This is a genomic window from Photorhabdus thracensis, from assembly GCF_001010285.1.
Taxonomy (GTDB): domain Bacteria; phylum Pseudomonadota; class Gammaproteobacteria; order Enterobacterales; family Enterobacteriaceae; genus Photorhabdus; species Photorhabdus temperata.
Window position 1 is genome coordinate 3457385 of sequence record NZ_CP011104.1, and the last position, 25160, is coordinate 3482544.

The following is a 25160-nucleotide window of genomic DNA, read 5'->3' on the forward strand; positions in this document are numbered from 1 at the left end:
TTTACTAAGGTTATTTTAGCTGGAGGAAAATAATGGATAAAGAATTTAGAAAATTAATATTAGCCTCCTCAGGAAATTCTTTCACCTTGTATTTGGAGATGATAATATCATTCACGCTAATCACATATCACTGGAATGGTGGAGCGATATACTCATCTTTATATACAATTTCATATGCTGTATCGTTACTATTTCTAACGCCCTATGTTTCGTCATTTGTAGATGAAAATACAAAACCCAAAAAGTACATTATTATCATTTCGTTACTTTGCGGTGTTATTACCACTTTTCAATACGATATTGATGACATTAATATATATATTCTTTATTCTTTTATTAAAAACATCCTTCGTTTATTTTTAGGACCTTCTAATTTTTTAATATTAAAAAATATATCAACCAAGCAATTTGAAAAAAACTTTAGTTATTGGCAGGTTTTATTTCAAATATACAAAATGTTGGCCCCATTATTTTTAGGTTTTGTTCTTATCTATTACTCAGTAAAACAAATTCTTATTTTAATATCAGTGCTTTATTTTATTTCAGCAGTCTTATATATTTTTGTTTCAGAACCATTGATTAATGTTAACCGCAAAAAAAACAAAATATCACTAATTAATTACTTTAATATAATGGAAGATAATAGAATATTGTTTTCATTTATTATTATTTCCATTTTAACTTGTTTTGGCTATCTATCAGATAGTCTAATAGCTCTTAGCTTTATGAAACAGGGATTAAATGGAAGCCATTATAGTTTTGCTATGTGTCTTTCAGGTGTTTCAGGTGTTCTAATTGGTTTAGTATTTGGAAAGTATAAGATTAACATATCTTTAAATATTATGTTATCTTCATTCTTTTTATGGGGTTCGGGGTATCTTTTAATAGGAATAACAAATCAATTTAACGATTTATTTCCTGATAAAATCAATTTATTTTTTATATTTTTAGCAATGGTAATAATAGGAGTAGGATCGTCTATGAATAATATTATTGTTACCATTTATATGCAGAAATTCGCAAATAATGATAACTCGGCCAAAATATTTGGCTTAACGTCAATTTCTGTTGGTTTTTCCATGTTTTTTGGCCCTTTGATAGGTTCCACAATATCTTATTTCCTTTCCATAAGCATCGTTTTTTTTACAACATTTATAGGTATTTTTTTAACCATAATTGTGGTTGTTTTAATAAATCGTAAATCCACGTCATAAATGTCTTGTTGTTTTGTAGATATACCAAGTTTATTTATATTCATAACTTTGATATTCTAATTAATATAAATTATGACTAATGAAAAATAAATTTATGATGGATTGAATTAAAGTTTAACTTAAATAAGCGAAGTGAAATGGTTAGTACTAAAATATATGTTAGTCACTATGGAAAATGAATTTATATTGAGGGCTTTTGGTGTAATTTTATATTCTTAAAGAGTTAATTGTTTATTCCGTAAATTAATTTTCTCTTAAGGTGTTAATTTTTTAATAATGTATTGCATAGAGTTTTCTTTAATATGTAAATATACTTTTCATGAGTTATTAAGGTTATTTCGTGAGCCGTGTAAATAATTTTACTTATTTTAAATAATGATTTTACTGATTATTATGTCGGGTTATTTAATGATGGAAATTAATATTTATGTATCTAGGTAAATATTGAATGTGTGGAATTAGCCTCCCAAGAAAATAATGGTTTCTATTGTATTCTATAATTAAAGTGAGGTAAATAGATTTTACCTGAATGAATTATTCACAATAATTATTCAGAAACGATGAAATTATGATTAAATTATTTGAGGTATTCGTCCGCACTTCCTTTATCAGATTTATGCTGTGGTGACTTAAACGATTTTGAAAACTGTTTTTTAGTTTTTTATCGTATATATACCGGATAATACCTATATGTTGTCGTTCTTTTCAGGTATAGCCACTCATATTCTACTTACTTTTAGCTTCTTGATAGTAAGATAACGCTTACAGAAGGCATTTAGAATTGCCATAAAGTTGCTATTCTGCCTTTACTCACATTGCTAACACCTGTTTCTAGCGTTATGTTAATTAACTCAGCATCAATATATCGCTGAGAGGCCATTCGCCTTACTAAAATAAAAGTGGAAGGAACTTCCGATTTATTCACTTGCAAACAGAGCCTGGAGGAAAACCTATGGAGATGTTATCAGGAGCTGAAATGGTCGTCCGATCGTTAATTGATCAGGGCGTTAAGCATATATTCGGTTATCCGGGGGGGGCAGTACTGGATATTTATGATGCCCTGCATACGGTTGGGGGCATTGAGCATATCCTGGTACGTCATGAGCAGGGGGCAGTTCATATGGCTGATGGTTATGCTCGTTCTACCGGGAAGGTTGGTGTGGTATTGATTACTTCCGGTCCAGGAGCAACCAATGCCATTACCGGTATTGCCACAGCTTATATGGATTCAATTCCAATGGTTGTATTGTCCGGTCAAGTCGCCAGTTCCTTGATTGGTAATGATGCATTCCAGGAATGTGACATGGTAGGGATATCCCGCCCGATCGTGAAACACAGCTTTTTGGTGAAAAAAGCAGAGGATATTCCGAAGGTACTGAAAAAAGCCTTCTATCTAGCTTCCAGTGGTCGTCCGGGGCCGGTAGTCATTGATTTACCAAAAGACACGGTAAATCCGGCAGTAAAACACTCCTATATTTATCCTGAGCAGATAAGTATGCGTTCTTATAATCCGACGGTGCAAGGGCATAAAGGGCAGATTAAACGGGCATTAAGAAAACTGTTGAATGCAAAGAAACCAATCATATATGTGGGTGGTGGGGCAATTAATGCAGATTGTTCAGCGGAATTGCTGGTATTGGCAGAAAAATTCAATATTCCGGTTGTAAGCTCCCTGATGGGGTTAGGCAGTTTTCCGGCAACTCACCAGCAGAGCCTGGGAATGCTCGGTATGCACGGTACATTTGAAGCTAACAAAGCAATGCATAATTCCGATGTGATTTTTGCTGTTGGTGTACGTTTTGATGATCGTACAACCAATAATTTGGCAAAATACTGCCCGGAAGCAACGGTTTTGCATATTGATATCGATCCAACATCAATTTCGAAAACTGTTACCGCAGATATACCTATTGTTGGTGATGCTAAACAGGTGCTGCGGCAAATGTTGGAACTGTTGGAGACAGTGGAAGACACACAGGACCCGGATGCACTGAAAGATTGGTGGTTATCTATTCAGCAATGGCGTAGCCGCAAATGCCTCAATTTTGATCGCAGTGGTGAAAAGATTAAACCGCAAGCGGCTATCGAGGTTCTCTATCGTCTGACTAAAGGTGAAGCTTATGTCACTTCGGATGTTGGACAACATCAGATGTTTGTTGCATTGCATTACCCATTTGACAAGCCAAGACGTTGGATCAGTTCCGGTGGTTTAGGGACGATGGGATTTGGCTTACCGGCTGCATTGGGGGTCAAACTGGTGAAACCGGAAGCAACAGTCGTCTGTGTGACGGGGGATGGTAGTATTCAGATGAATATTCAGGAATTGTCCACGGCGTTGCAATATGGGCTGCCGGTACTGGTTCTGAACCTGAATAATCGTTTCCTGGGGATGATAAGACAATGGCAAGACATGATTTATGCAGGCCGTCACTCTCAGTCCTATATGGAATCTTTGCCTGATTTTGTCAAACTGGCTGAGGCTTATGGTCATGTTGGCATTGCTATCCAGAGTTATGACGAACTGGAAAGTAAATTGGCAGAAGCCTTGAAAGAGGTGACTGAAAATCAGCGGCTGGTATTTGTTGATGTCACAGTGGATGAAACTGAACACGTATATCCTATGCAGATCCGTGGAGGAGCAATGGATGAGATGTGGTTAAGCAAAACGGAGAGAACCTGATTATGCGCCGGATTTTATCTGTATTACTTGAAAACGAATCAGGGGCTTTGTCCCGTGTTGTTGGTCTGTTTTCTCAACGTGGCTACAACATTGAAAGTTTAACTGTAGCGCCAACTGACGATCCAACGTTATCACGAATGACAATTCAGACTAAGGGCGATGCCAGGGTACTTGAACAGATTGAAAAGCAATTGCACAAGCTGGTGGATGTACTACGAGTCAGCGAGTTGGCATCGGGTTCTCATGTAGAACGTGAAATTATGCTAGTGAAATTGCAGGCCAGTGGGTATGGACGTGAAGAGATCAAGCGCAGTACCGATATTTTCCGTGGGCAGATCATTGATGTGACTTCTACTTTATATACCGTACAACTGGTAGGAACCAGCGATAAACTGGATGCATTTCTGGATGCCGTTCGTGACGTTGCTGAAATTGCTGAAGTTGCTCGTTCCGGTATTGTCGGTGTATCTCGTGGGGATAAAATTATGCGATGAAAAATCGCAAACTGCGGGGCAATATACATACATTTATGAGGCTCTGCGATAAAGTAGGGCCTTTTTTGGTATCTATGAAGGAGTTAATGTGAAACTGGATGAAATCGCCCGCCTTGCAGGTGTTTCACGCACAACGGCCAGTTATGTGATTAATGGTAAAGCCAAACAATACCGAGTCAGTGATAAAACGGTAGAAAAAGTGATGGCTGTGGTCAAAGAGCATAATTACCATCCTAATGCTGTGGCAGCCGGTCTCCGTGCAGGACGCACTCGTTCTATTGGTCTGGTTATTCCAGATTTAGAAAATACCAGCTATACCCGCATTGCGAATTATCTCGAGCGTCAGGCTCGTCAGTGTGGTTATCAATTATTGATAGCCTGTTCTGAAGATCAGCCTGATAATGAAATGCGCTGCGTTGAGCACTTGTTACAACGGCAGGTGGACGCAATTATTGTTTCTACCGCATTACCGCCGGAGCATCCTTTTTATCAGCGCTGGGCAAACCGCTCTTTACCTATTGTTGCGCTTGATCGTGCATTAGAAAATGAACATTTTATCAGCGTAGTGGGCGATGACTTTGAAGATGCCAAAATGTTGGCCCAAGAGTTTCGTCAATTCCCCGCTGAATCTGTGCTGTATCTCGGCGCATTACCTGAACTGTCAGTCAGTTTTCTGCGTGAACAGGGATTTCGTGAAGCATGGAAAGATGACCCTCGTCAGGTTATGTACCTTTACTCAAACAGTTATGAGCGTGATGCCGCGGCTGAAGTGTTTGCCAAGTGGTTGGAGACTCACCCAATGCCACAGGCGTTGTTCACTACCTCTTTTGCTCTGTTACAGGGAGTCATGGATGTTACGCTTAAACACAGTGGCCGGTTACCCAATCAATTGGTCATTGCGACTTTTGGTGATCATGAATTATTGGATTTCCTCGAGTGTCCAGTGCTTTCTGTAGCGCAGCGTCATCGTGAAGTGGCGGAGCGGGTATTGGAACTGGTATTGGCGAGTCTGGATGAAAAGCAGAAGCCAGGACCCGGTATCACACGGATACACCGTGACTTATGCCGGCGAGGAAGCTTGAGTCGGAAGTGATGATAAAAGCTCCTCATTAATTCTTTGATGGGGCGCTTTTGCTACCCGATGTGTAAAAGAGGTCTGCAAGGACAACTTTGAGACAATTTTTATCTGAGTGTTTTAGCACGCTTAAATACAATTTCGTTCATACATAAATTATTTAGTAGAAGGAAGGGCAGGTAGCAACGTCTTTTCAGATTGGTGTTTGTCTATTTTCTGCTTTATTTTTACTGCTATTTATACATTAAATTGATTTTAATAACATTTATCGCATGATGTTTTTATTACCAATTGGTTTTAACGTTGAATGCATCAAATTAAATGATAAATATTTCTGTACAGTTGTCGAATAGTAATGAAATGTAAATTATGTAAATAAATTAATAACACAATTATTTTTTCATTATCTTGTCATAAACATTTATTCTCCTTTGCTGGTAAAATTATTCAAAATTATCATGGCCTTAATTATTATTGATATTGCTAAATTTAATAATTATACCCCTTAACTGCCAAAATTCTTCTACCAAATATAGCTAAAGCGCATCGGCTCTGGCTTGACAAGGTTTTCGTCCCATCCGTAAACTCCTTATTGTGGGGATTAGTGGGATAAAGTGGTAATTTTTGATCGCCTAAGGCAACCTGAAGATGTTTCGTGGAGCAACGCTGGTTAATCTCGATAGCAAGGGGCGGCTCGCCGTACCTACCCGATACCGGGTTATGCTAAACGAGGAATCACAAGGGCAAATGGTGTGTACCATTGACCTCCATCAGCCATGCCTGTTGCTTTATACACTACCTGAATGGGAAATTATTGAAGAAAAGCTCTCCCGCTTATCCAGCATGAATCCGGCGGAGCGCCGGGTACAACGTTTGCTCTTAGGTCATGCCAGTGAATGCCAAATGGATAGTGCAGGACGTCTTTTGTTAGCGAATACACTGCGCCAGCACGCAGGGCTAGCCAAAGAGGTCATGCTGGTTGGTCAGTTCAACAAATTTGAACTGTGGAATGAGCAGACTTGGTATCAACAGGTTAAGGATGACATTGCGGCTGAGCGATCTACTCAGGAACCTTTATCAGTACGGCTACAGGACTTATCACTATAAACATGGCAAACAGTCATTTTAAACATACCAGTGTATTGCTGGATGAAGCAGTCAATGGACTGAATATTCGTGAAGATGGAATCTATATTGATGGCACATTTGGCCGTGGTGGGCATTCGCGTCTGATTTTGTCGCAACTGGGAACAGCAGGTCGTTTAATTGCAATTGATCGTGATCCGCAGGCAATTGAAGCGGCAAAAGCGATCACAGATCCGCGTTTTTCAATAATACATGGGCCGTTTTCTGCATTGGCTCACCATGTAGAAGAAGCCGGGCTGACCGGCAAAATCGATGGTGTATTACTGGATTTAGGTGTTTCCTCACCGCAACTGGATGACCCGGAGCGTGGTTTTTCTTTTATGCGTGATGGGCCATTGGATATGCGGATGGATCCGACTCGCGGGCAATCAGCAGCCGAATGGCTAATGAAAGCAGACGCGGATGATATTGCATGGGTGTTGAAAACGTTCGGTGAAGAACGTTTCGCTAAACGTATTGCCAGAGCAATTGTCACACATAATCAGGAAGAGCCCATTACCCGGACAAAAGCGCTGGCCGATTTGATTGCTCAGGTCAGTCCGGTGAAAGAGAAGCATAAGCATCCTGCGACCAGGAGCTTCCAGGCTATCAGGATTTATATCAACAGTGAGCTGGAAGAGATTGAGCGGGCGCTGGATGGTGCATTACAGGCGCTTGCACCACAAGGGCGGCTTTCAGTTATCAGTTTTCATTCACTGGAAGATCGCATTGTTAAGCGATTCATTCGTCATAACAGTCGTGGGCCACAGGTGCCGGCAGGATTGCCACTGACAGAAGCGCAACTGAAAGCGCAAGGTGGGCGTAGCCTGAAATCTGTCGGCAAGATGAAACCCTCAGAGGAAGAAGTGGCTGATAACCCGCGGGCTCGTAGTTCTGTTCTACGTTTTGCTGAAAAAGTTAGCGAATAATGGCAGGTGAACGTCACGGGTTAACCGGTATTATCGGCAGCGATTTATTTAGGAATGCCAAAATACCGTTGATCCTTCTAATAGCTGTCATGATTTCAGCCATAGGTGTTGTAACCACGGCACATGAAACCCGTTTGTTGACGGCTGAAAGAGAACATCTGGTATTAGAACGTGATGCGTTAGATATTGAATGGCGTAATCTGATCCTTGAAGAAAACGCCCTTGGTGATCACAGCCGGGTTGAGCGGATAGCCGTTGAAAAAATGCATATGCAGCATGTTAATCCTGCACAGGAAAACATCGTTGTTTCACAGTGAATTAATTTGATGATTATAAGGTAAGCGATGAAAGCAGCACGCTTTGCGAAGTTAAAACGGCAAGAAGATAAAGCCAGTTTTGTCAGCTGGCGTTTTGCCTTGCTGTGTGGAGGCATTGCCCTTGCTTTAGTTTGCTTGTTGCTGAGAGTGGCTTACTTGCAAGTCATCAATCCGGAGCAATTGGTTAAAGAAGGGGATTTGCGTTCCCTGCGCGTGCAGTCAATTCCGACTGCACGCGGTATGATCAGCGATCGTATGGGGCGACCTCTGGCTGTCAGCGTTCCGGTAAATGCGGTTTGGGCAGATCCGAAAGAGGTATTTGAAAAAGGGGGAGTTACTGATGATACCCGATGGAAAGCCTTGTCTGATGCGATTAATCTGCCGGTTGAACAACTTATCAGTAAAATTAATGCTAATCCTAGAGGTCGCTTTGTTTATCTGGCGCGTCAGGTTAACCCATCGGTTGGTGATTATATTCATAAGCTGAAATTGCCGGGAATTTATTTGCGTCAAGAATCCCGGCGTTATTACCCGTCAGGTCAGGTCACTGCTCATATTATTGGTGTGACTAACGTTGATGGTCAGGGCATTGAAGGTGTCGAAAAAAGTTTTGATCGCTGGCTGACCGGTCAGCCAGGTGAACGGACGGTACGCAAAGACCGTTTTGGCCGTGTCATCGAAGATATTTCCTCTGTTGATAGTCTGGCGGCACACAATCTGGTATTGAGCATTGATGAACGTTTGCAGGCACTGGTTTACCGCGAACTGACCAATGCGGTCGCCTTTAATAAAGCAGAATCCGGTACAGCGGTATTGGTGGATGTGAATACCGGCGAAGTGCTGGCAATGGCAAACAGCCCATCTTATAACCCAAATAATCGCATCAATACGCCAAAAGAGGCGATGCGTAACCGTGCTATCACCGATATTTTAGAGCCAGGTTCCACTGTTAAGCCTATGGTGGTCATGGCTGCGCTGAATGATGGTATTGTCAAAGAAAATACCGTTATTAATACAATACCTTATAGGATTAGCGGCAAGGAAATTAGAGATGTGGGCCGTTATTCTGAATTATCTATCACTGGTATCTTACAAAAATCAAGTAACGTTGGTGTTTCTAAGCTGGCGTTAGCGATGCCTGCGACAGAGTTAGTGGATGTTTATTCTCGTTTTGGGTTGGGAAAACCGACCAATCTGGGGTTGGTCGGAGAAAGCAGTGGCTTATATCCAATAAACAGACAACGGTGGTCAGATCTTGATAGGGCTACCTTTTCTTACGGCTACGGGTTGATGGTTACGCCATTACAGTTAGCACGGGTCTATGCAACGATTGGCAGCATGGGTATCTATCGTCCCCTGTCGATTACCAAAGTTGATCCACCCGTACCAGGCACCAGAGTCTTTCCTGAGCCAATTATGCGTACGGTCGTTCATATGATGGAAAGTGTGGCTTTGCCCGGTGGCGGCGGAGTAACGGCCGCAATAAAAGGTTATCGGATTGCAATCAAAACGGGTACTGCGAAGAAAGTCGGGCCGGATGGCAAGTACATTAATCGATATATCTCTTATGCCGCAGGGGTTGCTCCTGCAAGTAATCCAAGATTTTCGCTGGTTGTGATCATTAATGATCCACAAGCAGGTAAGTATTACGGCGGTGCGGTTTCTGCGCCGGTATTTGGTGCCATTATGGGCGGTGTTCTGCGCATCATGAATGTGGAGCCGGATGCTTTGGCAGCAGGTGATAAAAATGAATTTGTGATTAATAAGAAAGAGGATACAGGTGGCAGATCGTAATCTACGCGATTTACTCGCGCCATTGGGTATTGATGCCCCAGAGTGCGCGTTACGCGAAATGACATTGGACAGCCGTAAATCGGCTGCCGGAGATCTGTTTGTTGCCATTAAAGGGCATCAGGCAGATGGTCGACACTACATTCCTCAGGCCATCGCACAAGGTGTCGCGGCGGTTATTGCAGAAGCTCAGAGCGGGGCTGATAACGGGACCGTGCAGGTTATGCACGGTATTCCGGTTGTTTATGTGAACGATTTGAATAATAAGTTGTCAAAATTAGCTGGTGAGTTTTATCGCCATCCTAGTAATAAATTGTGTCTGATTGGTGTTACTGGAACCAATGGAAAAACAACCACTACTCAATTGCTTGCTCAGTGGAGTCACGGATTAGGTGAAACCAGTGCAGTGATGGGAACTGTTGGTAATGGTTTACTGGGGCGTGTGGCGCCAAGTGAAAATACCACCGGTTCAGCCGTTGATATTCAACTGGATCTGCAACAACTTGTTCGGCAAGGGGCGACCTTTGCGGCAATGGAGGTCTCTTCTCACGGGTTGATTCAGGGGCGGGTGGCCGCGTTGCCATTTGAGGCGGCGATATTCACCAATTTGAGCCGTGATCACCTTGATTACCACGGTGATATGGAACACTACGAAGCAGCTAAGTGGTTGTTATTCTCTACTCACAATGTGAAACAGCAGATCATTAATGCTGATGATGATATTGGCCTGAAATGGCTATCCCGTTTACCACAAGCGGTGGCTGTAACAATGGAAAACCGTCTGCCGGAAAACTGGCAGGGGCGTTGGTTGGCGGCGCGTGAAATAAAATATCACGATAAAGGTGTCTCTATTACCTTCGAGTCCAGTTGGGGAGGCGGTACAATTGATAGCTCCCTGATGGGCGCATTTAACGTCAGCAACCTGTTGTTGGCACTTTCCACCTTATTAGCTTTGGACTATCCACTGGAAAAGCTGCTTGAAACTGCTTCCTGCCTGTCGCCGGTCTGTGGACGGATGGAAGTATTCACTGCACCGGGCAAACCGGTTGTTGTTGTCGATTATGCTCATACACCTGATGCGCTGGAGAAAGCTTTAGCAGCTGCACGTTTGCATTGTAAAGGTAAACTTTGGTGCGTTTTTGGTTGTGGTGGCGATCGCGATAAAGGCAAACGTCCTCTGATGGGCGGCGTGGCAGAACAGTGGGCTGATTATGTGATTGTGACTGATGATAACCCGCGTAGTGAAGAGCCTCAGACAATTGTTGCTGACATTCTGACAGGTTTTATCGATCCGGGTCGTGCGATAGCGATTCATGGCCGTGTTGAAGCGGTAACCAGTGCCATTATGCAGGCAAGAGCAGATGATGTTGTATTGATAGCGGGTAAAGGCCATGAGGATTATCAATTGGTAGGTCATCGTCGCCTGGATTATTCAGATCGATTGACAGTTGCCCGGTTACTGGGGGTGATCGCATGATTTCCCTCACACTACAACAACTGGCGCAAATCACTGATGGCGCACTGAAACAGGTTACTGAGCAGCAGGTCGCAGGTATCTGTATCAGTGATGTTACTACTGACAGCCGTAAAGTTGGAAATGGCAGTCTGTTTATTGCATTGAAGGGTGAGCGTTTTGATGCCCATGATTTTTCTGTTGATGCAGTAAAAGCGGGGGCCTGTGCTTTGCTGGTCAGCCGTGAACTGGATGTTGATTGTCCACAAGTTGTGGTCAAAGATACTCGTCTGGCTATGGGGCAATTGGCAAGTTGGGTTCGCCGACAGAGTAACGCCCGTGTCGTTGCGCTGACGGGGTCATCCGGTAAAACATCGGTGAAAGAGATGACCGCTGCGATTCTGCGTCAGTGCGGTAATACGCTCTATACAGCAGGTAATTTGAATAATGATATTGGTGTGCCGCTGACATTGTTCAGACTGACAGAACAACATGAGTTTGTTGTGATTGAATTAGGCGCAAGCCATATTGGTGAGATTGCCTATACCACGGAAATGATCCGACCAGAAACGGCATTGGTAAATAACCTGTCTACTGCACACCTAGAAGATTTTGGTTCTCTGGCTGGTATTGCAAAAGCGAAAGGAGAAATTTTTGTCGGTCTTCCAGAAAATGGAACTGCCATCATCAATATGGAAAGCAATGATTGGGCGCACTGGCAACAGGTTATCGGTGACAAAACAGTACAGCGTTTTTCTATACAACAAGCATCAGACACTGATTTTTACGCTACAGATATTCAGGTCAAACAGCTGACTACTGACTTTTTTCTGCATACCCCCGCCGGCAACACAGAAATCACTTTGCCATTACCTGGAAAACACAATGTTGCCAATGCGTTAGCTGCCAGTGCGTTGGCAATTTCTGTTGGCGCAACGCTAAAAGATATCCGTCTTGGCTTGTCCGGGCTGAAACCTGTACCAGGTCGGTTGTTTCCAATCAATCTGGCAGAAGGAAAATTGCTACTTGATGACACTTATAACGCCAATGTCGGTTCGATGACCGTTGCGGCTCAAGTGTTATCACAGATGCCGGGTTACCGGGTGATGGTCGTTGGCGATATGGGCGCGTTGGGTGAACAATCAGAAGATTACCATCGTCAGGTTGGTGAAGCCGTAGCTTCTGGTGGTATTGACAGAGTATTTAGTGTGGGTACATCAAGTGCTTACATTAGTGAAGCGAGTGGTCGCGGTCAGCATTTTGCGGATAAAGCCGCGTTGGTTGCAGCATTGGTTCCACTATTACAACAACACAAAGTGATTTCAGTTTTAGTTAAAGGTTCGCGCAGTACTGCAATGGAAGATGTCGTCAGCGCATTACAGGAGAGCTTCACATGTTAGTTTGGCTGGCCGAATATCTGGTCAAGTATCACACCGGCTTTAATGTCTTTTCTTATCTGACGTTCAGAGCCATCGTCAGCCTGCTGACTGCACTGGCTATCGCATTATGGATGGGGCCGCGCTTAATCGCTTTCCTGCAAAAATTACAAATTGGTCAGGTCGTTCGCAATGATGGGCCGGAATCTCACTTTAGCAAACGTGGTACACCGACGATGGGTGGTTTGCTGATCCTGTTTTCAATCACGATTTCTGTACTGTTGTGGGCACGTTTGAATAACCCCTATGTCTGGTGTGTGCTGATTGTTCTGATTGGTTACGGTATTGTTGGTTTCGTGGATGATTACCGCAAAGTTGTGCGCAAAGATACTAAAGGATTGATTGCACGTTGGAAGTATTTCTGGCAGTCCGCCCTAGCGTTGGGTGTGGCATTTGCGATGTACAGCGTCGGGAAAGATACCCCGGCAACACAATTAGTCGTGCCATTCTTTAAAGATGTGATGCCGCAACTGGGTGTGCTCTACATTCTGTTAACCTACTTCGTGATTGTCGGAACCAGCAACGCGGTGAATCTGACTGACGGGTTGGATGGTTTGGCAATTATGCCAACCGTTTTTGTTGCGGCTGGTTTTGCCCTGGTGGCATGGGCAACAGGTAATGTCAATTTTGCCAACTATCTGCATATTCCTTACCTGAACTATGCTGGTGAACTGGTTATCGTCTGTACTGCGATTGTTGGTGCTGGATTAGGTTTCCTGTGGTTCAACACTTATCCGGCTCAGGTTTTCATGGGTGATGTGGGTTCTTTGGCATTAGGTGGAGCACTTGGAACCATCGCTGTATTGCTGCGCCAAGAATTTTTGCTGGTAATTATGGGCGGTGTATTCGTGGTGGAAACCCTGTCAGTTATCTTACAGGTGGGGTCTTTTAAACTGCGTGGACAGCGTATTTTCCGTATGGCGCCTATTCACCATCATTATGAATTGAAAGGCTGGCCGGAACCGCGCGTTATCGTGCGTTTTTGGATTATTTCTCTGATGTTGGTACTGATTGGCCTGGCAACATTGAAGGTACGTTAAGCATGGTAGATTATTTGGGTAAAAAAGTCGTCATTATCGGGTTGGGGCTGACCGGTCTCTCCTGTGTTGACTTTTTTATGGCGCGAGGTGTGATCCCCCGTGTGATGGATACCCGTTCAACACCGCCTGGCAGAGATAAATTACCTGATGATGTTGAGTGTCATAGTGGAAGCCTGAATGTTGGCTGGTTGATGGATGCTGACTTGATTGTTGCAAGCCCAGGGGTTGCCCTGACAACAGTCGAGTTGCAGGCTGCGGCTAATGCAGGCATTGAAATTGTTGGTGATATCGAGTTGTTTTGCCGTGAAGCAACAGCACCGATAGTTGCAATTACGGGTTCTAATGGCAAAAGTACTGTCACCAGCCTGGTTGGTGAAATGGCGAAAGCGGCTAATTGGCAGGTAGGGGTGGGCGGTAATATAGGCCTTCCTGCATTAGAATTATTGAAGAAACCCTGTCAGCTTTATGTTTTAGAACTTTCCAGCTTCCAATTGGAAACCACATATAGCCTGAAAGCCGCAGCAGCTGTTGCGCTTAATGTGACTGAAGACCATATGGACCGCTATCCGCAGGGTTTATCTCAGTACCGGGCAGCTAAATTGAGAGTTTATCACCAGGCGAAGAGATGCGTTGTGAATGCTCAGGATGCTCTGACATTACCTGAAACGGGTATGGACAGCCGTTGTATCAGTTTTGGTGTCGATTGTGGTGACTACCAGCTTGATAGTGAAAATGCACTTTTAAAAGTTCACAACCAATCACTGCTGGCGACAAATGAAATCAAACTGACAGGGCGGCATAACTACGTAAATGGATTGGCTGCGCTGGCGTTAGCCGATGCGGTTGGGATCCCCCGTAAAGCCAGTTTGTCGGCATTGAAAGTTTATCCGGGGCTTGACCATCGTTTCCAACTTGTCCATATGAAGAATGGGGTGCGCTGGATTAACGACTCTAAAGCGACCAATGTTGGCAGTACAGAAGCGGCGCTTAATGGTCTGAAGCTGAATGGCACTCTTTATTTGTTGTTGGGCGGTGATGGAAAATCGGCAGACTTTTCTCCGCTCAAGCCTTTCCTTAGTGGAGATAAAGTTCGGCTTTACTGCTTTGGCCGTGATGGGAAACGATTGGCGCAACTCCGTCCAGAAATGGCGACATTGACTGAAACGATGGAACAGGCGATACGTGATATTGCACCGAGATTGGCTGCTGGCGACATGGTGCTGTTATCTCCCGCTTGTGCAAGCCTTGATCAGTTCCGTAATTTTGAACAGCGCGGTCATGAATTTGCCCGTTTGGCAAAGGAGTTGGGCTGATGTCTATTCCGGGGTTCAGTAGATTAAAAGACTGGGTTATTGGTGGTCGTGAAACTGATGTCATCAATAGGGTGTTGTACGATCGCACACTGGTTTGGCTGACACTCGGATTGGGGATTATCGGCTTTGTCATGGTGACTTCAGCGTCAATGCCGGTTGGGCAGCGTCTTGCAGAAGATCCTTTCCTGTTTGCCAAACGTGATGCGATTTATCTATTGCTGGCTTTCGGGTTGTCATTAATCACATTGCGTATTCCGATGGATTTCTGGCAGCGCTATAGCAACCTGATGCTGCTTATTTCCGTTATTCTGCTGCTGGTTGTGCTGGTGGTAGGAAGCTCAGTAAACGGTGCATCGCGTTGGATTGCTCTTGGGCCTTTGAGAATTCAGCCTGCTGAATTATCGAAACTTTCTTTGTTTTGTTATCTCGCCAGTTACTTGGTGCGTAAAGTAGAAGAAGTACGGAATAACTTCTGGGGATTCTGTAAGCCAATGGGCGTGATGGTCGTGTTGGCTGTACTACTTCTGGCCCAGCCTGACCTGGGAACGGTGGTCGTGCTGTTTGTAACAACATTAGCCATGTTATTTCTGGCGGGAGCAAAACTATGGCAGTTTCTGGCGATTATTGGTTCAGGGGTATTCGCGGTGGTTTTGCTGATTATTGCGGAACCTTACCGTATACGCCGTGTCACTTCCTTTCTGGATCCCTGGGAAGATCCATATGGCAAAGGTTATCAGTTAACGCAATCTTTGATGGCTTTTGGTCGTGGGGAGTTTTTAGGGCAAGGGTTAGGAAATTCAGTACAGAAGCTGGCATACCTACCGGAAGCACATACTGACTTTATTTTCTCTGTTTTGGCAGAAGAATTAGGTTACGTAGGTGTGGTTTTGGTGTTGTTAATGATATTCTTCGTCGCTTTTCGCGCGATGACTATAGGTCGTCGCGCATTGCAGATGGATCAGCGTTTTTCCGGTTTTCTGGCTTGTTCAGTGGGTATCTGGTTCAGTTTTCAGACTCTGGTTAACGTTGGGGCAGCCGCAGGTATGCTGCCGACTAAAGGGTTGACGTTACCTCTGATTAGTTACGGTGGCTCAAGTTTGCTGATTATGTCGACAGCTATCATATTGTTATTAAGAATTGATTTTGAAACACGTTTGGCAAAAGCCCAGGCGTTTGTAAGGAGTCCACGATGAGTGGCAAAACCCGACGTTTGATGGTGATGGCAGGTGGAACTGGAGGGCATGTCTTTCCGGGCTTGGCTGTGGCTCATCATTTAAAAGACCAGGGCTGGGAAGTTCGCTGGTTGGGAACAACAGATCGCATGGAAGCCGATTTAGTGCCAAAACATGGCATTGAGATTGAATTTATTCAGATTTCTGGCCTGCGTGGTAAAGGGATCAAAGCACTGTTAGTCGCTCCGGCACGAATTTTCAAAGCAATTCGTCAGGCAAAGGCGATTATACGTCGTTATCAGCCAGATGTTGTACTCGGAATGGGGGGATATGTTTCTGGTCCGGGTGGCATTGCTGCGTGGATGTGTGGTGTTCCGGTTGTCCTGCATGAACAGAATGGTATTGCCGGGCTGACAAACCGGTGGTTGGCGAAAATTGCGACAACGGTTTTACAGGCATTTCCCGGTGCGTTCCCAAAAGCACCTGTTGTTGGGAACCCTGTTCGCGAAGATGTGCTGGCATTACCCACACCTGAGCAACGTTTGGCAGAGCGTGAAGGCCCAATTCGGATTTTGGTTGTTGGTGGCAGCCAGGGAGCGAGAATTCTGAACCAGACAATGCCCGAAGTTGCTGCCCGTATGGGTGATAAAATTACAGTTTGGCATCAGACAGGTAAAGGGGCTGAAGAAAGTGTCCGGAATGCCTATAACAATTCAGTTAAATGCGAACATAAGATTACTGAATTTATTGATGATATGGCGCAAGCTTATGCTTGGGCTGATCTGGTGATTTGCCGTTCTGGCGCGTTGACGGTCAGCGAAATGGCAGCGGCTGGATTACCTGGGATTTTTGTCCCATTTCAGCATAAAGATCGCCAGCAGTACTGGAATGCGTTACCACTGGAAAGGGTTGGCGCGGCAAAAATACTGGAGCAACCCCAATTTACGGTTGATGCAGTCATCGAATTGTTAATTCAGTGGCAACGTCCACAATTGTTGAAAATGGCAGAGAAAGCCCGTTCAGCAGCAATTGTTGATGCAACTGAGCGAGTATCGGCTGCATTGATCAATGCAGCGAAAAAGTGATTCAGATCGTCTTAAACAGGACGGTGAAGTAAACCTATATAGTGAAGAAAAAAAACGTGAATACACAACAATTGGCGAAATTAAGAGCTTTCGTGCCTGAGATGAGAAAAGTCAGGCATATCCACTTTGTCGGCATTGGTGGTGCTGGCATGGGGGGGATCGCCGAAGTGTTGGCTAATGAAGGTTATCAGATTAGTGGATCTGATTTGGCGCCAAATCCGGTAACTCGACAACTCACTAAACTGGGTGCTCAGATTTATTTTAACCATCGTCCTGAAAATGTACTGGATGCCAGTGTTGTTGTAGCTTCAACTGCAATACAGGCGGATAACCCAGAAATTATCGCTGCGCGTGAAGCCCGAATCCCGGTCATTCGCAGAGCAGAGATGCTGGCAGAACTGATGCGCTACCGTCATGGTATTGCTATTGCCGGTACTCATGGCAAAACAACAACAACAGCGATGATTGCCAGCATCTATGCACAGGCTGGCTTAGATCCCACTTTTGTTAATGGTGGTTTAGTTAAAGCCGCAGGAACACATGCCCGTCTTGGCAGCAGCCGTTATTTAATTGCGGAAGCTGATGAAAGTGATGCTTCTTTCCTGCATTTACAGCCGATGGTGGCGGTAATTACGAATATCGAAGCGGACCATATGGATACCTATCATGGTGACTTTGAAAACCTGAAACAGACATTTATCAACTTCCTGCATAACCTGCCTTTCTACGGGCGTGCGGTAATGTGCATTGATGATCCGGTTGTCAAAGAGTTAATCCCTCGCGTGGGACGCTATATCACGACTTATGGCTTTAGTGAGGAAGCAGACGTACGTATTACTCATTATGAGCAAAAAGGTGCACAGGGGTATTTTACTGTCAGTCGTCAAGATATGGCTGATCTGAAAGTCGTATTGAATGCACCGGGCCGCCATAATGCGCTGAATGCAACGGCAGCAGTCGCTGTTGCGACTGAGGAAGGCATTTCTGGCAGTCATATTCTGGCTGCGTTGGCGGATTTTCAGGGAACCGGGCGTCGTTTTGATTTTCTGGGGAATTTTTCTCTGGAACATGTTAATGGCAAAGAGGGCAGTGCAATGCTGGTTGATGATTATGGTCATCATCCAACGGAAGTGGATGCAACCGTTAAAGCTGCCCGTGCAGGCTGGCCGGATAAACGTATTGTGATGGTATTTCAGCCCCATCGTTATACCCGGACCCGTGACCTGTACGATGACTTCGCTAATGTATTGAATCAGGTAGATGTATTACTGATGCTGGATGTTTACTCTGCTGGCGAAGCCGTTATTCCAGGGGCGGATAGCCGTTCGTTGTGCCGTACAATCCGTAACCGCGGTAAGTTGGATCCAATTCTGGTATCTGATCCGGAAAAGGTAGCTGCTGTGTTGGCACAGGTATTGGACGGTAATGATTTAGTTTTGGTTCAAGGTGCCGGAAATATAGGCAAAATAGCGCGTAATCTGGCTGAAACAAAATTACAGCCATCTTTGAATGAGGAAAAACACAATGGCTGAGAAAGTCGCGGTACTGTTGGGAGGAGCTTCCGCTGAACGTGAAGTTTCACTGTTATCGGGACAAGCCGTGCTGGCTGGATTGAAAGAAGCAGGTATTAATGCACATCCGGTTGATACAAAGGACTTTCCTGTAACTCAGCTGAAAGAGGCGGGATTTGATAAAGTCTTTATCGCGCTTCATGGGCGAGGTGGGGAAGATGGTACTTTGCAAGGTGTCTTAGAATTTTTGCAGTTGCCTTATACCGGTAGTGGCGTGATGGCTTCTGCATTGTCGATGGATAAATTACGGACAAAACAGTTATGGCAGGGGGTCGGGCTAACTGTTTCACCTTATGTTCCAATTAATTCTAAGCAATTTGAACAATTTACTGATTTGCAACTCAAAGAGTATGTAGCCGATTTAGGTTTGCCATTAATTGTTAAGCCAAGTCTGGAAGGTTCCAGTGTTGGAATGACTAAGGTGAATGAGATTTCAGAGTTGCGTGGCGCTCTGGAAGTAGCATTTCATTATGACACTGACTTGTTGGTAGAAAAATGGCTGTACGGCCCAGAATACACGGTAGCTATCCTCGGTGATACGGCTTTACCTTCTATTCGTATTCAACCCACTGCTGTTTTTTATGACTATGATGCAAAATATCTGTCTGAAGAAACAAAGTATTTTTGTCCAAGTGGCTTAAATGATGAAAAAGAGCAACAACTGACAGAAATAGCACTTAAAGCTTATAAATCAGTTGGATGCAGCGGCTGGGGAAGGGTGGATATCATGATGGATACTGATGGCGGTTTCTATCTGCTGGAGGTGAATACTTCTCCGGGGATGACCAGCCATAGTCTGGTGCCGATGGCGGCGCGTCAGGCCGGGTTAAGTTTTTCACAATTGGTGGCAAAGATTTTGGAGTTGGCTGATTGATATGTCTCAAGCGGCCCTGAAAGTGAGGGAGCGGGATAACGAAAATAACAGTTCCCGCCCCAGTAACGGCTCTTATTTGGCTGGGCTTATTTTCTTTCTGATGGTACTTGGGACCATTATTTGGGGTGGCTTGGCCGTCCTGAACTGGATGAAAGATGCTAATAGATTGCCTATTTCAAAACTGGTGGTAACAGGTAAGCGTCATTACACTACCAACGATGATATCCGGCAGGCAATTTTGTCATTAGGGCAACCGGGAACTTTCATGACGCAGGATGTGAATATTATTCAGCAACATATTGAACGGATGCCGTGGATAAGACAAGTCACTGTTCGTAAACAGTGGCCAGATGAACTGAGAATTCATCTGGTAGAATATGTTCCTTATGCGCGTTGGAATGATTCACAGATGCTGGATGCTGAAGGGCTGGTATTCAGTATACCAGCTGAATGGGAAGCTAAAGGCAATTTTCCGGTGCTTTATGGTCCACAAGGCAGCGAGAAAGAGGTACTTGATGGCTACCTGGCTATGGCTAAACTTCTTGCTGCCAATAAACTGAAATTGAAAGTGGCGGCAATGACTGCGCGTCGTTCCTGGCAACTGACACTGGATAATGATATCCGGCTGAAGCTGGGAAGAATGGATACAACAGGACGTATTAAACGTTTTATCGAGCTTTATCCGCTGCTACAGCAGAACACAGAGAAAAGAGTAGATTATGTGGATTTGCGTTATGACAGTGGTGCCGCGGTAGGTTGGGCACCTTTACCAATTGATGCTCCTAATGCCCGGATCAATGGGCAATAAACAGTTACTGGCGAAATATAGAGGCAGGCAGAACAACAATGATCAAATCGACGGACAGAAAATTAGTAGTTGGCCTTGAAATTGGCACAGCAAAGGTATCTGCCCTTGTTGGTGAAATTCTGCCCGATGGTATGGTTAATATTATCGGGGTGGGAAGCTGTCCATCCCGCGGTATGGATAAAGGCGGTGTAAACGACCTAGAGTCGGTTGTCAAATGTGTGCAGCGGGCTATCGATCAGGCTGAATTAATGGCGGATTGTCAAATTTCTTCTGTTTATCTGGCGTTATCTGGAAAACATATCAGTTGTCAGAATGAAATCGGGATGGTTCCTATTTCTGAAGAGGAAGTCACCCAGGAAGATGTAGACAATGTTGTTCACACTGCCAAATCCGTTCGTGTACGTGATGAATACCGGATACTGCATGTTATTCCTCAAGAATATGCTATCGATTACCAGGAAGGCATTAAAAATCCGGTGGGACTTTCCGGCGTGCGTATGCAGGCGAAAGTTCACTTGATTACCTGCCATAATGATATGGCAAAAAATATTGCAAAAGCCGTTGAACGCTGTGGTTTGAAAGTCGACCAGCTTATTTTTTCCGGGCTGGCTGCCAGCTATGCTGTTTTGACTGAAGACGAGCGTGAACTGGGTGTTTGTGTGGTAGATATTGGCGGCGGGACGATGGATATTGCAGTGTATACCGGCGGAGCACTGCGTCATACCAAAGTCATCCCTTATGCCGGTAACGTCGTCACCAGCGATATTGCTTATGCCTTTGGTACTCCACCAAGCGATGCAGAAACGATAAAAGTACGCCACGGTTGTGCACTAGGTTCGTTGGTCAGCAAAGATGAAAGTGTGGAGGTACCAAGTGTCGGTGGGCGCCCACCACGTAGCTTACAGCGCCAGACGCTGGCTGAAGTCATTGAGCCGCGTTACATCGAATTACTGAATTTAGTGAATGATGAAATCCTGCGATTGCAGGAACAGTTACGCCAGCAGGGTGTTAAACACCATCTGGCTGCGGGTATTGTCCTGACCGGTGGTGGTGCTCAGATTGATGGTTTGGCTGAATGTGCCCAGCGTGTATTCCACGCTCAGGTGCGTATTGGTCAACCTCTTAATATTACTGGTCTGACGGACTATGCGCAGGAACCCTATTATTCAACAGCGGTAGGGTTGCTGCATTACGGAAAAGCCTCTCACCTTAATGGTGATGCGGATATTGAAAAACATGCTTCAGTGAGTCGCTGGTTTAAAAAAGTCAGTAGCTGGCTGAAAAAAGAGTTTTAATTTTATGCAGAGACTGCATCTGTTTTTTGGTCTCGATATAAAGGCACAAAGCGGAGAGAAACTATGTTTGAACCAATAGAATTAACCAATGACGCGGTGATTAAGGTCATCGGCGTCGGCGGTGGCGGCGGTAACGCTGTTGAGCACATGGTGCGTGAGCGCATCGAGGGTGTTGAATTCTTTGCAGTAAATACGGATGCTCAGGCATTGCGTAAAACTGCTGTCGGCCAGACTATCCAGATTGGTAATGGTATTACTAAAGGTCTGGGGGCTGGTGCAAACCCGGAAGTTGGTCGTACTGCTGCGCAAGAAGATCGTGATGCATTGCGCACTGCTCTTGATGGTGCGGATATGGTATTTATCGCTGCGGGTATGGGCGGTGGTACTGGCACTGGCGCAGCACCTGTGGTAGCTGAAATCGCAAAAGAACTTGGGATTTTGACTGTTGCCGTCGTTACCAAGCCTTTCAATTTTGAAGGTAAGAAACGTATGGCGTTTGCTGAACAAGGGATCACTGAACTATCCAAACATGTGGATTCATTGATTACCATTCCTAATGACAAACTACTGAAAGTTCTTGGCCGCGGCATTTCACTACTGGATGCTTTCGGGGCAGCGAATGACGTCTTGAAAGGGGCGGTTCAGGGTATCGCTGAACTGATCACACGTCCAGGTCTGATGAACGTTGACTTCGCTGACGTGCGTACCGTGATGTCTGAAATGGGCTACGCGATGATGGGTTCGGGTATTGCACAGGGTGAAGACCGTGCAGAAGAAGCTGCTGAAATGGCGATTTCCAGCCCGCTGCTGGAAGATATCGACTTGTCAGGTGCTCGTGGTGTTCTGGTTAATATTACGGCTGGCTTTGATCTGCGTTTGGATGAGTTTGAAACAGTGGGTAACACTATTCGGGCATTTGCATCGGATAATGCAACCGTCGTTATCGGTACTTCTCTGGATCCAGACATGAATGATGAGTTGCGTGTGACCGTGGTTGCCACCGGTATTGGTATGGATAAGCGCCCTGAAATTACGCTGGTTACCAATAAAGCATCTCAGTCAAGTGTAATGGAACACCGTCATCAGCAAATATCTGGCGGTATGTCTTCGCTGTCAGAAGAAAATAAACCCGCTGCAAAAGTGGTGAATGACCAAAGCGCACAAACCAGCAAGGAGCCCGATTACTTGGATATTCCTGCATTTTTGCGTAAACAGGCCGATTAATAGCTAAAAAATTGGATTCTCCGCTTTTTGTGCTAAACTTCCCCGCCAGCCATAGTGTATAGTGGTTGGCAGGATGGATAACATTGCGAGATAAAATGATGATCAAACAAAGGACACTTAAACGTATTGTTCAGGCGACTGGCGTCGGTTTGCACACCGGTAAGAAAGTCACGCTGACAATGCGCCCAGCACCGGCTAACACCGGGGTCATCTATCGCCGCACTGACTTGAATCCACCGGTTGATTTTCCGGCAGATGCAAAATCCGTGCGTGATACTATGCTCTGTACTTGTCTGGTAAATGAGCATGACGTGCGAATCTCAACGGTTGAGCACCTGAATGCAGCGCTTGCAGGGCTGGGTATTGATAATATTATTATCGAAGTTGACGCGCCAGAAATTCCTATTATGGATGGCAGTGCCAGCCCGTTTGTTTTCCTGCTGTTGGATGCGGGTATTGAAGAGCTGAACACATCTAAAAAATTTCTGCGCATTAAAGAAGCTGTGCGTGTGCAAGAGGGCGATAAGTGGGCCGAGATGACACCTTATAATGGTTTCAGTCTGGATTTCACTATTGACTTTAATCACCCCGCGATTGATTCAAGTTCTCAACGTTACTGTCTGGATTTTTCAGCGGAAGCGTTTGTTCGCCAAATCAGTCGTGCGCGTACTTTCGGCTTTATGCGTGATATTGAGTACTTACAATCTAAAGGCTTATGTTTAGGCGGCAGCTTTGATTGTGCGATTGTTGTTGATGACTATCGCGTGCTCAATGAAGATGGCCTGCGTTTTGAAGACGAATTTGTCCGCCATAAGATGCTGGATGCAATCGGTGATCTGTTTATGTGTGGCTATAACATCATTGGCGCATTTACTGCGTTCAAATCTGGTCACGCGCTGAACAATAAACTGCTGCAAGCAGTTTTGGCTCAAGAAAGTGCATGGGAACTCATCACTTTCGAAGATGAAGCTGAAATGCCGCTGGCTTTTCGTGCTCCATCGACTGTAATGGCATAACGTTTTAGTGTGCCAGAGAATAACTCAATGATGTATCTCAGTGGGTTATGTTATCAGTGATTGGGCTCTCACTGATGTTCTTTACTTAGCGTTAGCATTTCTTCTTAGCTGTGCTGGCACTCTCTCCGGCCAGTGCAGCTAATCGCTCTAATCTTTCCTTCAGCTTCTTGGGACTACGATTCGCTAATATAATTAGTTCCTTAGCGCTTTCCTGGCTTAACTGACGTACCGGTAAGATTTTGTGATTTTCACTCGTTGTTTTTGCGAAGCTCTGCGCACTATTGTTATGCTTAATCATTAGTGATGGATTAATCCTGATGTCGATGGAAGACAATGATGGTAGAATTTCGCTTCTTAACGCAGAGAGTAACGTTGGCAGCTCGTAACGTAATCTGGTCATCCAACTGGCGTTTCCTGCTTCCAGTACCAGAATTTGTTTGCGATAATTGGCAACCCGGCACCACGGATGTAACTGTGCAGGAAGCAGGCTGGTAACGGCCCGATTAAGTTTTAACAAAGCGACGGCACGTTGCTGGACGATATGCAGCGGGCTTTTTTCAACGGCAGCGGCGTCTTCAAAAAGAACATCTAATGATTGTGGGCGGCTATCGCGCATAATAAAAATAGCTCCGATATGATGAAGGATTAATGGGTATTCTAAATCTTTGGCGACAATTTGGCAGACGTTATTTCTGGTCACATCTATTATTAGGGGTGGTTGCGGCAAGTATTGGCGTTCCTTCCATTTTTGCAGGTGTTACGGATAATATTCCACAAGCTAATACGTCATCCAGCCAGAGTTGGCAAAATCAGGCTCTATCGGCGTTTGATAACCTGTTCTCATTACAAAATGTTCAACGTCAGCCTGCCAATGGTGTTAATTACTGGCAACAACATGCTGTACGCAATGTTATCCGGCAGCTTTCTTTTGCTTTTTCTGTTTCCCAGCCTATGAGTAATGAAACAGCAAAACAAAGTACCCGGTTAAGCTCTTCCAGTATTCAGCAGCTTGTGTTGGAAACACTGAATGCATTGTTAATTAGGGAACCTGTGCCACCTGAGCCGGTTTCAGATATACAGTTTCTGACTGTTGCACCACAATCTTCTCATACTCAAGTGTTTTGGATTGCCAAAGCTCAAGGTATTCGTGCAGGCCCTGCTGCTTACCTCTGAATCTTCGTTTTTTTACAAATTCCGAAATAAATAACTATTTGCTGGCTGCGAGATAACGGCCTTATCTGAGATGTA

The 25160-nt window shown here is 44.8% G+C and carries 22 protein-coding genes; 21 read left to right on the forward strand and 1 reads right to left on the reverse strand.

Annotated elements, in window-relative coordinates; translation table 11 throughout:
- Nucleotides 1–32: 32 nt before the first annotated feature.
- The 20 genes from VY86_RS14865 to lpxC all read left to right on the forward strand — a co-directional run bounded on the left by VY86_RS14865 (nt 33) and on the right by lpxC (nt 23912).
- Complete coding sequence (locus VY86_RS14865) at nt 33–1214, forward strand: MFS transporter (protein WP_046975522.1); 1182 nt, start codon at nt 33–35, stop codon at nt 1212–1214.
- Nucleotides 1215–2166: 952 nt separating this feature from the next.
- A complete protein-coding gene (gene ilvI, locus VY86_RS14870) occupies nt 2167–3894 on the forward strand; it encodes an acetolactate synthase 3 large subunit (protein ID WP_046975523.1) in 1728 nt (575 codons plus the stop codon).
- Nucleotides 3895–3896: 2 nt separating this feature from the next.
- Entirely contained in the window at nt 3897–4388 is a 492-nt protein-coding gene (gene ilvN / locus VY86_RS14875; RefSeq protein ID WP_023043363.1) for an acetolactate synthase small subunit, read from the forward strand.
- Between the two features lie 88 nt (nt 4389–4476).
- Nucleotides 4477–5481 carry a catabolite repressor/activator gene (cra, locus tag VY86_RS14880; protein WP_021323946.1) on the forward strand — a complete coding sequence of 335 codons (1005 nt, stop codon included), beginning with the start codon at nt 4477–4479 and terminating at the stop codon, nt 5479–5481.
- A gap of 630 nt (nt 5482–6111) precedes the next feature.
- Nucleotides 6112–6570 (forward strand): division/cell wall cluster transcriptional repressor MraZ, encoded by a 459-nt coding sequence (gene mraZ / locus VY86_RS14885; protein ID WP_021323947.1) that lies wholly within the window; start codon nt 6112–6114, stop codon nt 6568–6570.
- A gap of 2 nt (nt 6571–6572) precedes the next feature.
- Nucleotides 6573–7517 (forward strand): 16S rRNA (cytosine(1402)-N(4))-methyltransferase RsmH, encoded by a 945-nt coding sequence (rsmH, locus tag VY86_RS14890; protein ID WP_046975524.1) that lies wholly within the window; start codon nt 6573–6575, stop codon nt 7515–7517.
- Nucleotides 7514–7834 carry a cell division protein FtsL gene (gene ftsL, locus VY86_RS14895; protein ID WP_036842735.1) on the forward strand — a complete coding sequence of 107 codons (321 nt, stop codon included), beginning with the start codon at nt 7514–7516 and terminating at the stop codon, nt 7832–7834. Before rsmH ends, ftsL begins: the two co-directional genes overlap by 4 nt.
- Before the next feature lie 27 nt (nt 7835–7861).
- A complete protein-coding gene (locus tag VY86_RS14900; RefSeq protein WP_046975526.1) occupies nt 7862–9628 on the forward strand; it encodes a peptidoglycan glycosyltransferase FtsI in 1767 nt (588 codons plus the stop codon).
- Entirely contained in the window at nt 9615–11102 is a 1488-nt protein-coding gene (gene murE / locus VY86_RS14905; RefSeq protein WP_046975527.1) for a UDP-N-acetylmuramoyl-L-alanyl-D-glutamate--2,6-diaminopimelate ligase, read from the forward strand. Before VY86_RS14900 ends, murE begins: the two co-directional genes overlap by 14 nt.
- Nucleotides 11099–12478, forward strand: coding sequence for a UDP-N-acetylmuramoyl-tripeptide--D-alanyl-D-alanine ligase (gene murF, locus VY86_RS14910; protein WP_046975528.1), 1380 nt, complete (start codon nt 11099–11101; stop codon nt 12476–12478). The genes murE and murF overlap by 4 nt, the downstream gene beginning before the upstream one ends.
- Nucleotides 12472–13554, forward strand: a complete 1083-nt coding sequence (mraY, locus tag VY86_RS14915) for a phospho-N-acetylmuramoyl-pentapeptide-transferase (RefSeq protein ID WP_046975529.1) — start codon at nt 12472–12474, stop codon at nt 13552–13554. The genes murF and mraY overlap by 7 nt, the downstream gene beginning before the upstream one ends.
- A gap of 2 nt (nt 13555–13556) precedes the next feature.
- On the forward strand, nt 13557–14867 hold the full coding sequence (gene murD, locus VY86_RS14920; RefSeq protein ID WP_046975530.1) for a UDP-N-acetylmuramoyl-L-alanine--D-glutamate ligase: 1311 nt from the start codon (nt 13557–13559) through the stop codon (nt 14865–14867).
- On the forward strand, nt 14867–16060 hold the full coding sequence (gene ftsW, locus VY86_RS14925) for a cell division protein FtsW (protein ID WP_046975531.1): 1194 nt from the start codon (nt 14867–14869) through the stop codon (nt 16058–16060). The genes murD and ftsW overlap by 1 nt, the downstream gene beginning before the upstream one ends.
- Nucleotides 16057–17124 (forward strand): undecaprenyldiphospho-muramoylpentapeptide beta-N-acetylglucosaminyltransferase, encoded by a 1068-nt coding sequence (gene murG, locus VY86_RS14930; protein ID WP_046975532.1) that lies wholly within the window; start codon nt 16057–16059, stop codon nt 17122–17124. The genes ftsW and murG overlap by 4 nt, the downstream gene beginning before the upstream one ends.
- A 56-nt stretch (nt 17125–17180) precedes the next feature.
- Nucleotides 17181–18656 (forward strand): UDP-N-acetylmuramate--L-alanine ligase, encoded by a 1476-nt coding sequence (murC, locus tag VY86_RS14935; protein WP_046975533.1) that lies wholly within the window; start codon nt 17181–17183, stop codon nt 18654–18656.
- On the forward strand, nt 18649–19569 hold the full coding sequence (locus tag VY86_RS14940; RefSeq protein WP_046975534.1) for a D-alanine--D-alanine ligase: 921 nt from the start codon (nt 18649–18651) through the stop codon (nt 19567–19569). Before murC ends, VY86_RS14940 begins: the two co-directional genes overlap by 8 nt.
- Nucleotide 19570: 1 nt before the next feature.
- Nucleotides 19571–20377, forward strand: coding sequence for a cell division protein FtsQ (gene ftsQ, locus VY86_RS14945; RefSeq protein ID WP_046975535.1), 807 nt, complete (start codon nt 19571–19573; stop codon nt 20375–20377).
- 38 nt (nt 20378–20415) lie between these two features.
- Nucleotides 20416–21672 (forward strand): cell division protein FtsA, encoded by a 1257-nt coding sequence (ftsA, locus tag VY86_RS14950; RefSeq protein WP_012777290.1) that lies wholly within the window; start codon nt 20416–20418, stop codon nt 21670–21672.
- 63 nt (nt 21673–21735) lie between these two features.
- Nucleotides 21736–22896 carry a cell division protein FtsZ gene (gene ftsZ / locus VY86_RS14955; RefSeq protein ID WP_036842753.1) on the forward strand — a complete coding sequence of 387 codons (1161 nt, stop codon included), beginning with the start codon at nt 21736–21738 and terminating at the stop codon, nt 22894–22896.
- 98 nt (nt 22897–22994) lie between these two features.
- Entirely contained in the window at nt 22995–23912 is a 918-nt protein-coding gene (gene lpxC / locus VY86_RS14960) for a UDP-3-O-acyl-N-acetylglucosamine deacetylase (RefSeq protein WP_036839045.1), read from the forward strand.
- A gap of 91 nt (nt 23913–24003) precedes the next feature.
- Here lpxC and VY86_RS14965 read toward each other — a convergent pair whose 3' ends face one another.
- Nucleotides 24004–24528, reverse strand: a complete 525-nt coding sequence (locus tag VY86_RS14965) for a DUF721 domain-containing protein (RefSeq protein WP_046975536.1) — start codon at nt 24526–24528, stop codon at nt 24004–24006.
- 32 nt (nt 24529–24560) lie between these two features.
- Here VY86_RS14965 and secM point away from each other — a divergent pair, with 32 nt between their 5' ends.
- A complete protein-coding gene (secM, locus tag VY86_RS14970; protein ID WP_046975537.1) occupies nt 24561–25085 on the forward strand; it encodes a secA translation cis-regulator SecM in 525 nt (174 codons plus the stop codon).
- Nucleotides 25086–25160 lie beyond the last annotated feature (75 nt).

Coding starts and splice junctions, on each gene's coding strand:
- VY86_RS14865 (WP_046975522.1), top strand. CDS start 33: ATGGATAAAGAATTTAGAAAATTAATATTAGCCTCCTCAGGAAATTCT.
- ilvI (WP_046975523.1), top strand. CDS start 2,167: ATGGAGATGTTATCAGGAGCTGAAATGGTCGTCCGATCGTTAATTGAT.
- ilvN (WP_023043363.1), top strand. CDS start 3,897: ATGCGCCGGATTTTATCTGTATTACTTGAAAACGAATCAGGGGCTTTG.
- mraZ (WP_021323947.1), top strand. CDS start 6,112: ATGTTTCGTGGAGCAACGCTGGTTAATCTCGATAGCAAGGGGCGGCTC.
- rsmH (WP_046975524.1), top strand. CDS start 6,573: ATGGCAAACAGTCATTTTAAACATACCAGTGTATTGCTGGATGAAGCA.
- VY86_RS14900 (WP_046975526.1), top strand. CDS start 7,862: ATGAAAGCAGCACGCTTTGCGAAGTTAAAACGGCAAGAAGATAAAGCC.
- murF (WP_046975528.1), top strand. CDS start 11,099: ATGATTTCCCTCACACTACAACAACTGGCGCAAATCACTGATGGCGCA.
- mraY (WP_046975529.1), top strand. CDS start 12,472: ATGTTAGTTTGGCTGGCCGAATATCTGGTCAAGTATCACACCGGCTTT.
- murD (WP_046975530.1), top strand. CDS start 13,557: ATGGTAGATTATTTGGGTAAAAAAGTCGTCATTATCGGGTTGGGGCTG.
- ftsW (WP_046975531.1), top strand. CDS start 14,867: ATGTCTATTCCGGGGTTCAGTAGATTAAAAGACTGGGTTATTGGTGGT.
- murG (WP_046975532.1), top strand. CDS start 16,057: ATGAGTGGCAAAACCCGACGTTTGATGGTGATGGCAGGTGGAACTGGA.
- VY86_RS14940 (WP_046975534.1), top strand. CDS start 18,649: ATGGCTGAGAAAGTCGCGGTACTGTTGGGAGGAGCTTCCGCTGAACGT.
- ftsQ (WP_046975535.1), top strand. CDS start 19,571: ATGTCTCAAGCGGCCCTGAAAGTGAGGGAGCGGGATAACGAAAATAAC.
- ftsA (WP_012777290.1), top strand. CDS start 20,416: ATGATCAAATCGACGGACAGAAAATTAGTAGTTGGCCTTGAAATTGGC.
- ftsZ (WP_036842753.1), top strand. CDS start 21,736: ATGTTTGAACCAATAGAATTAACCAATGACGCGGTGATTAAGGTCATC.
- lpxC (WP_036839045.1), top strand. CDS start 22,995: ATGATCAAACAAAGGACACTTAAACGTATTGTTCAGGCGACTGGCGTC.
- VY86_RS14965 (WP_046975536.1), bottom strand. CDS start 24,528: ATGCGCGATAGCCGCCCACAATCATTAGATGTTCTTTTTGAAGACGCC.
- secM (WP_046975537.1), top strand. CDS start 24,561: ATGGGTATTCTAAATCTTTGGCGACAATTTGGCAGACGTTATTTCTGG.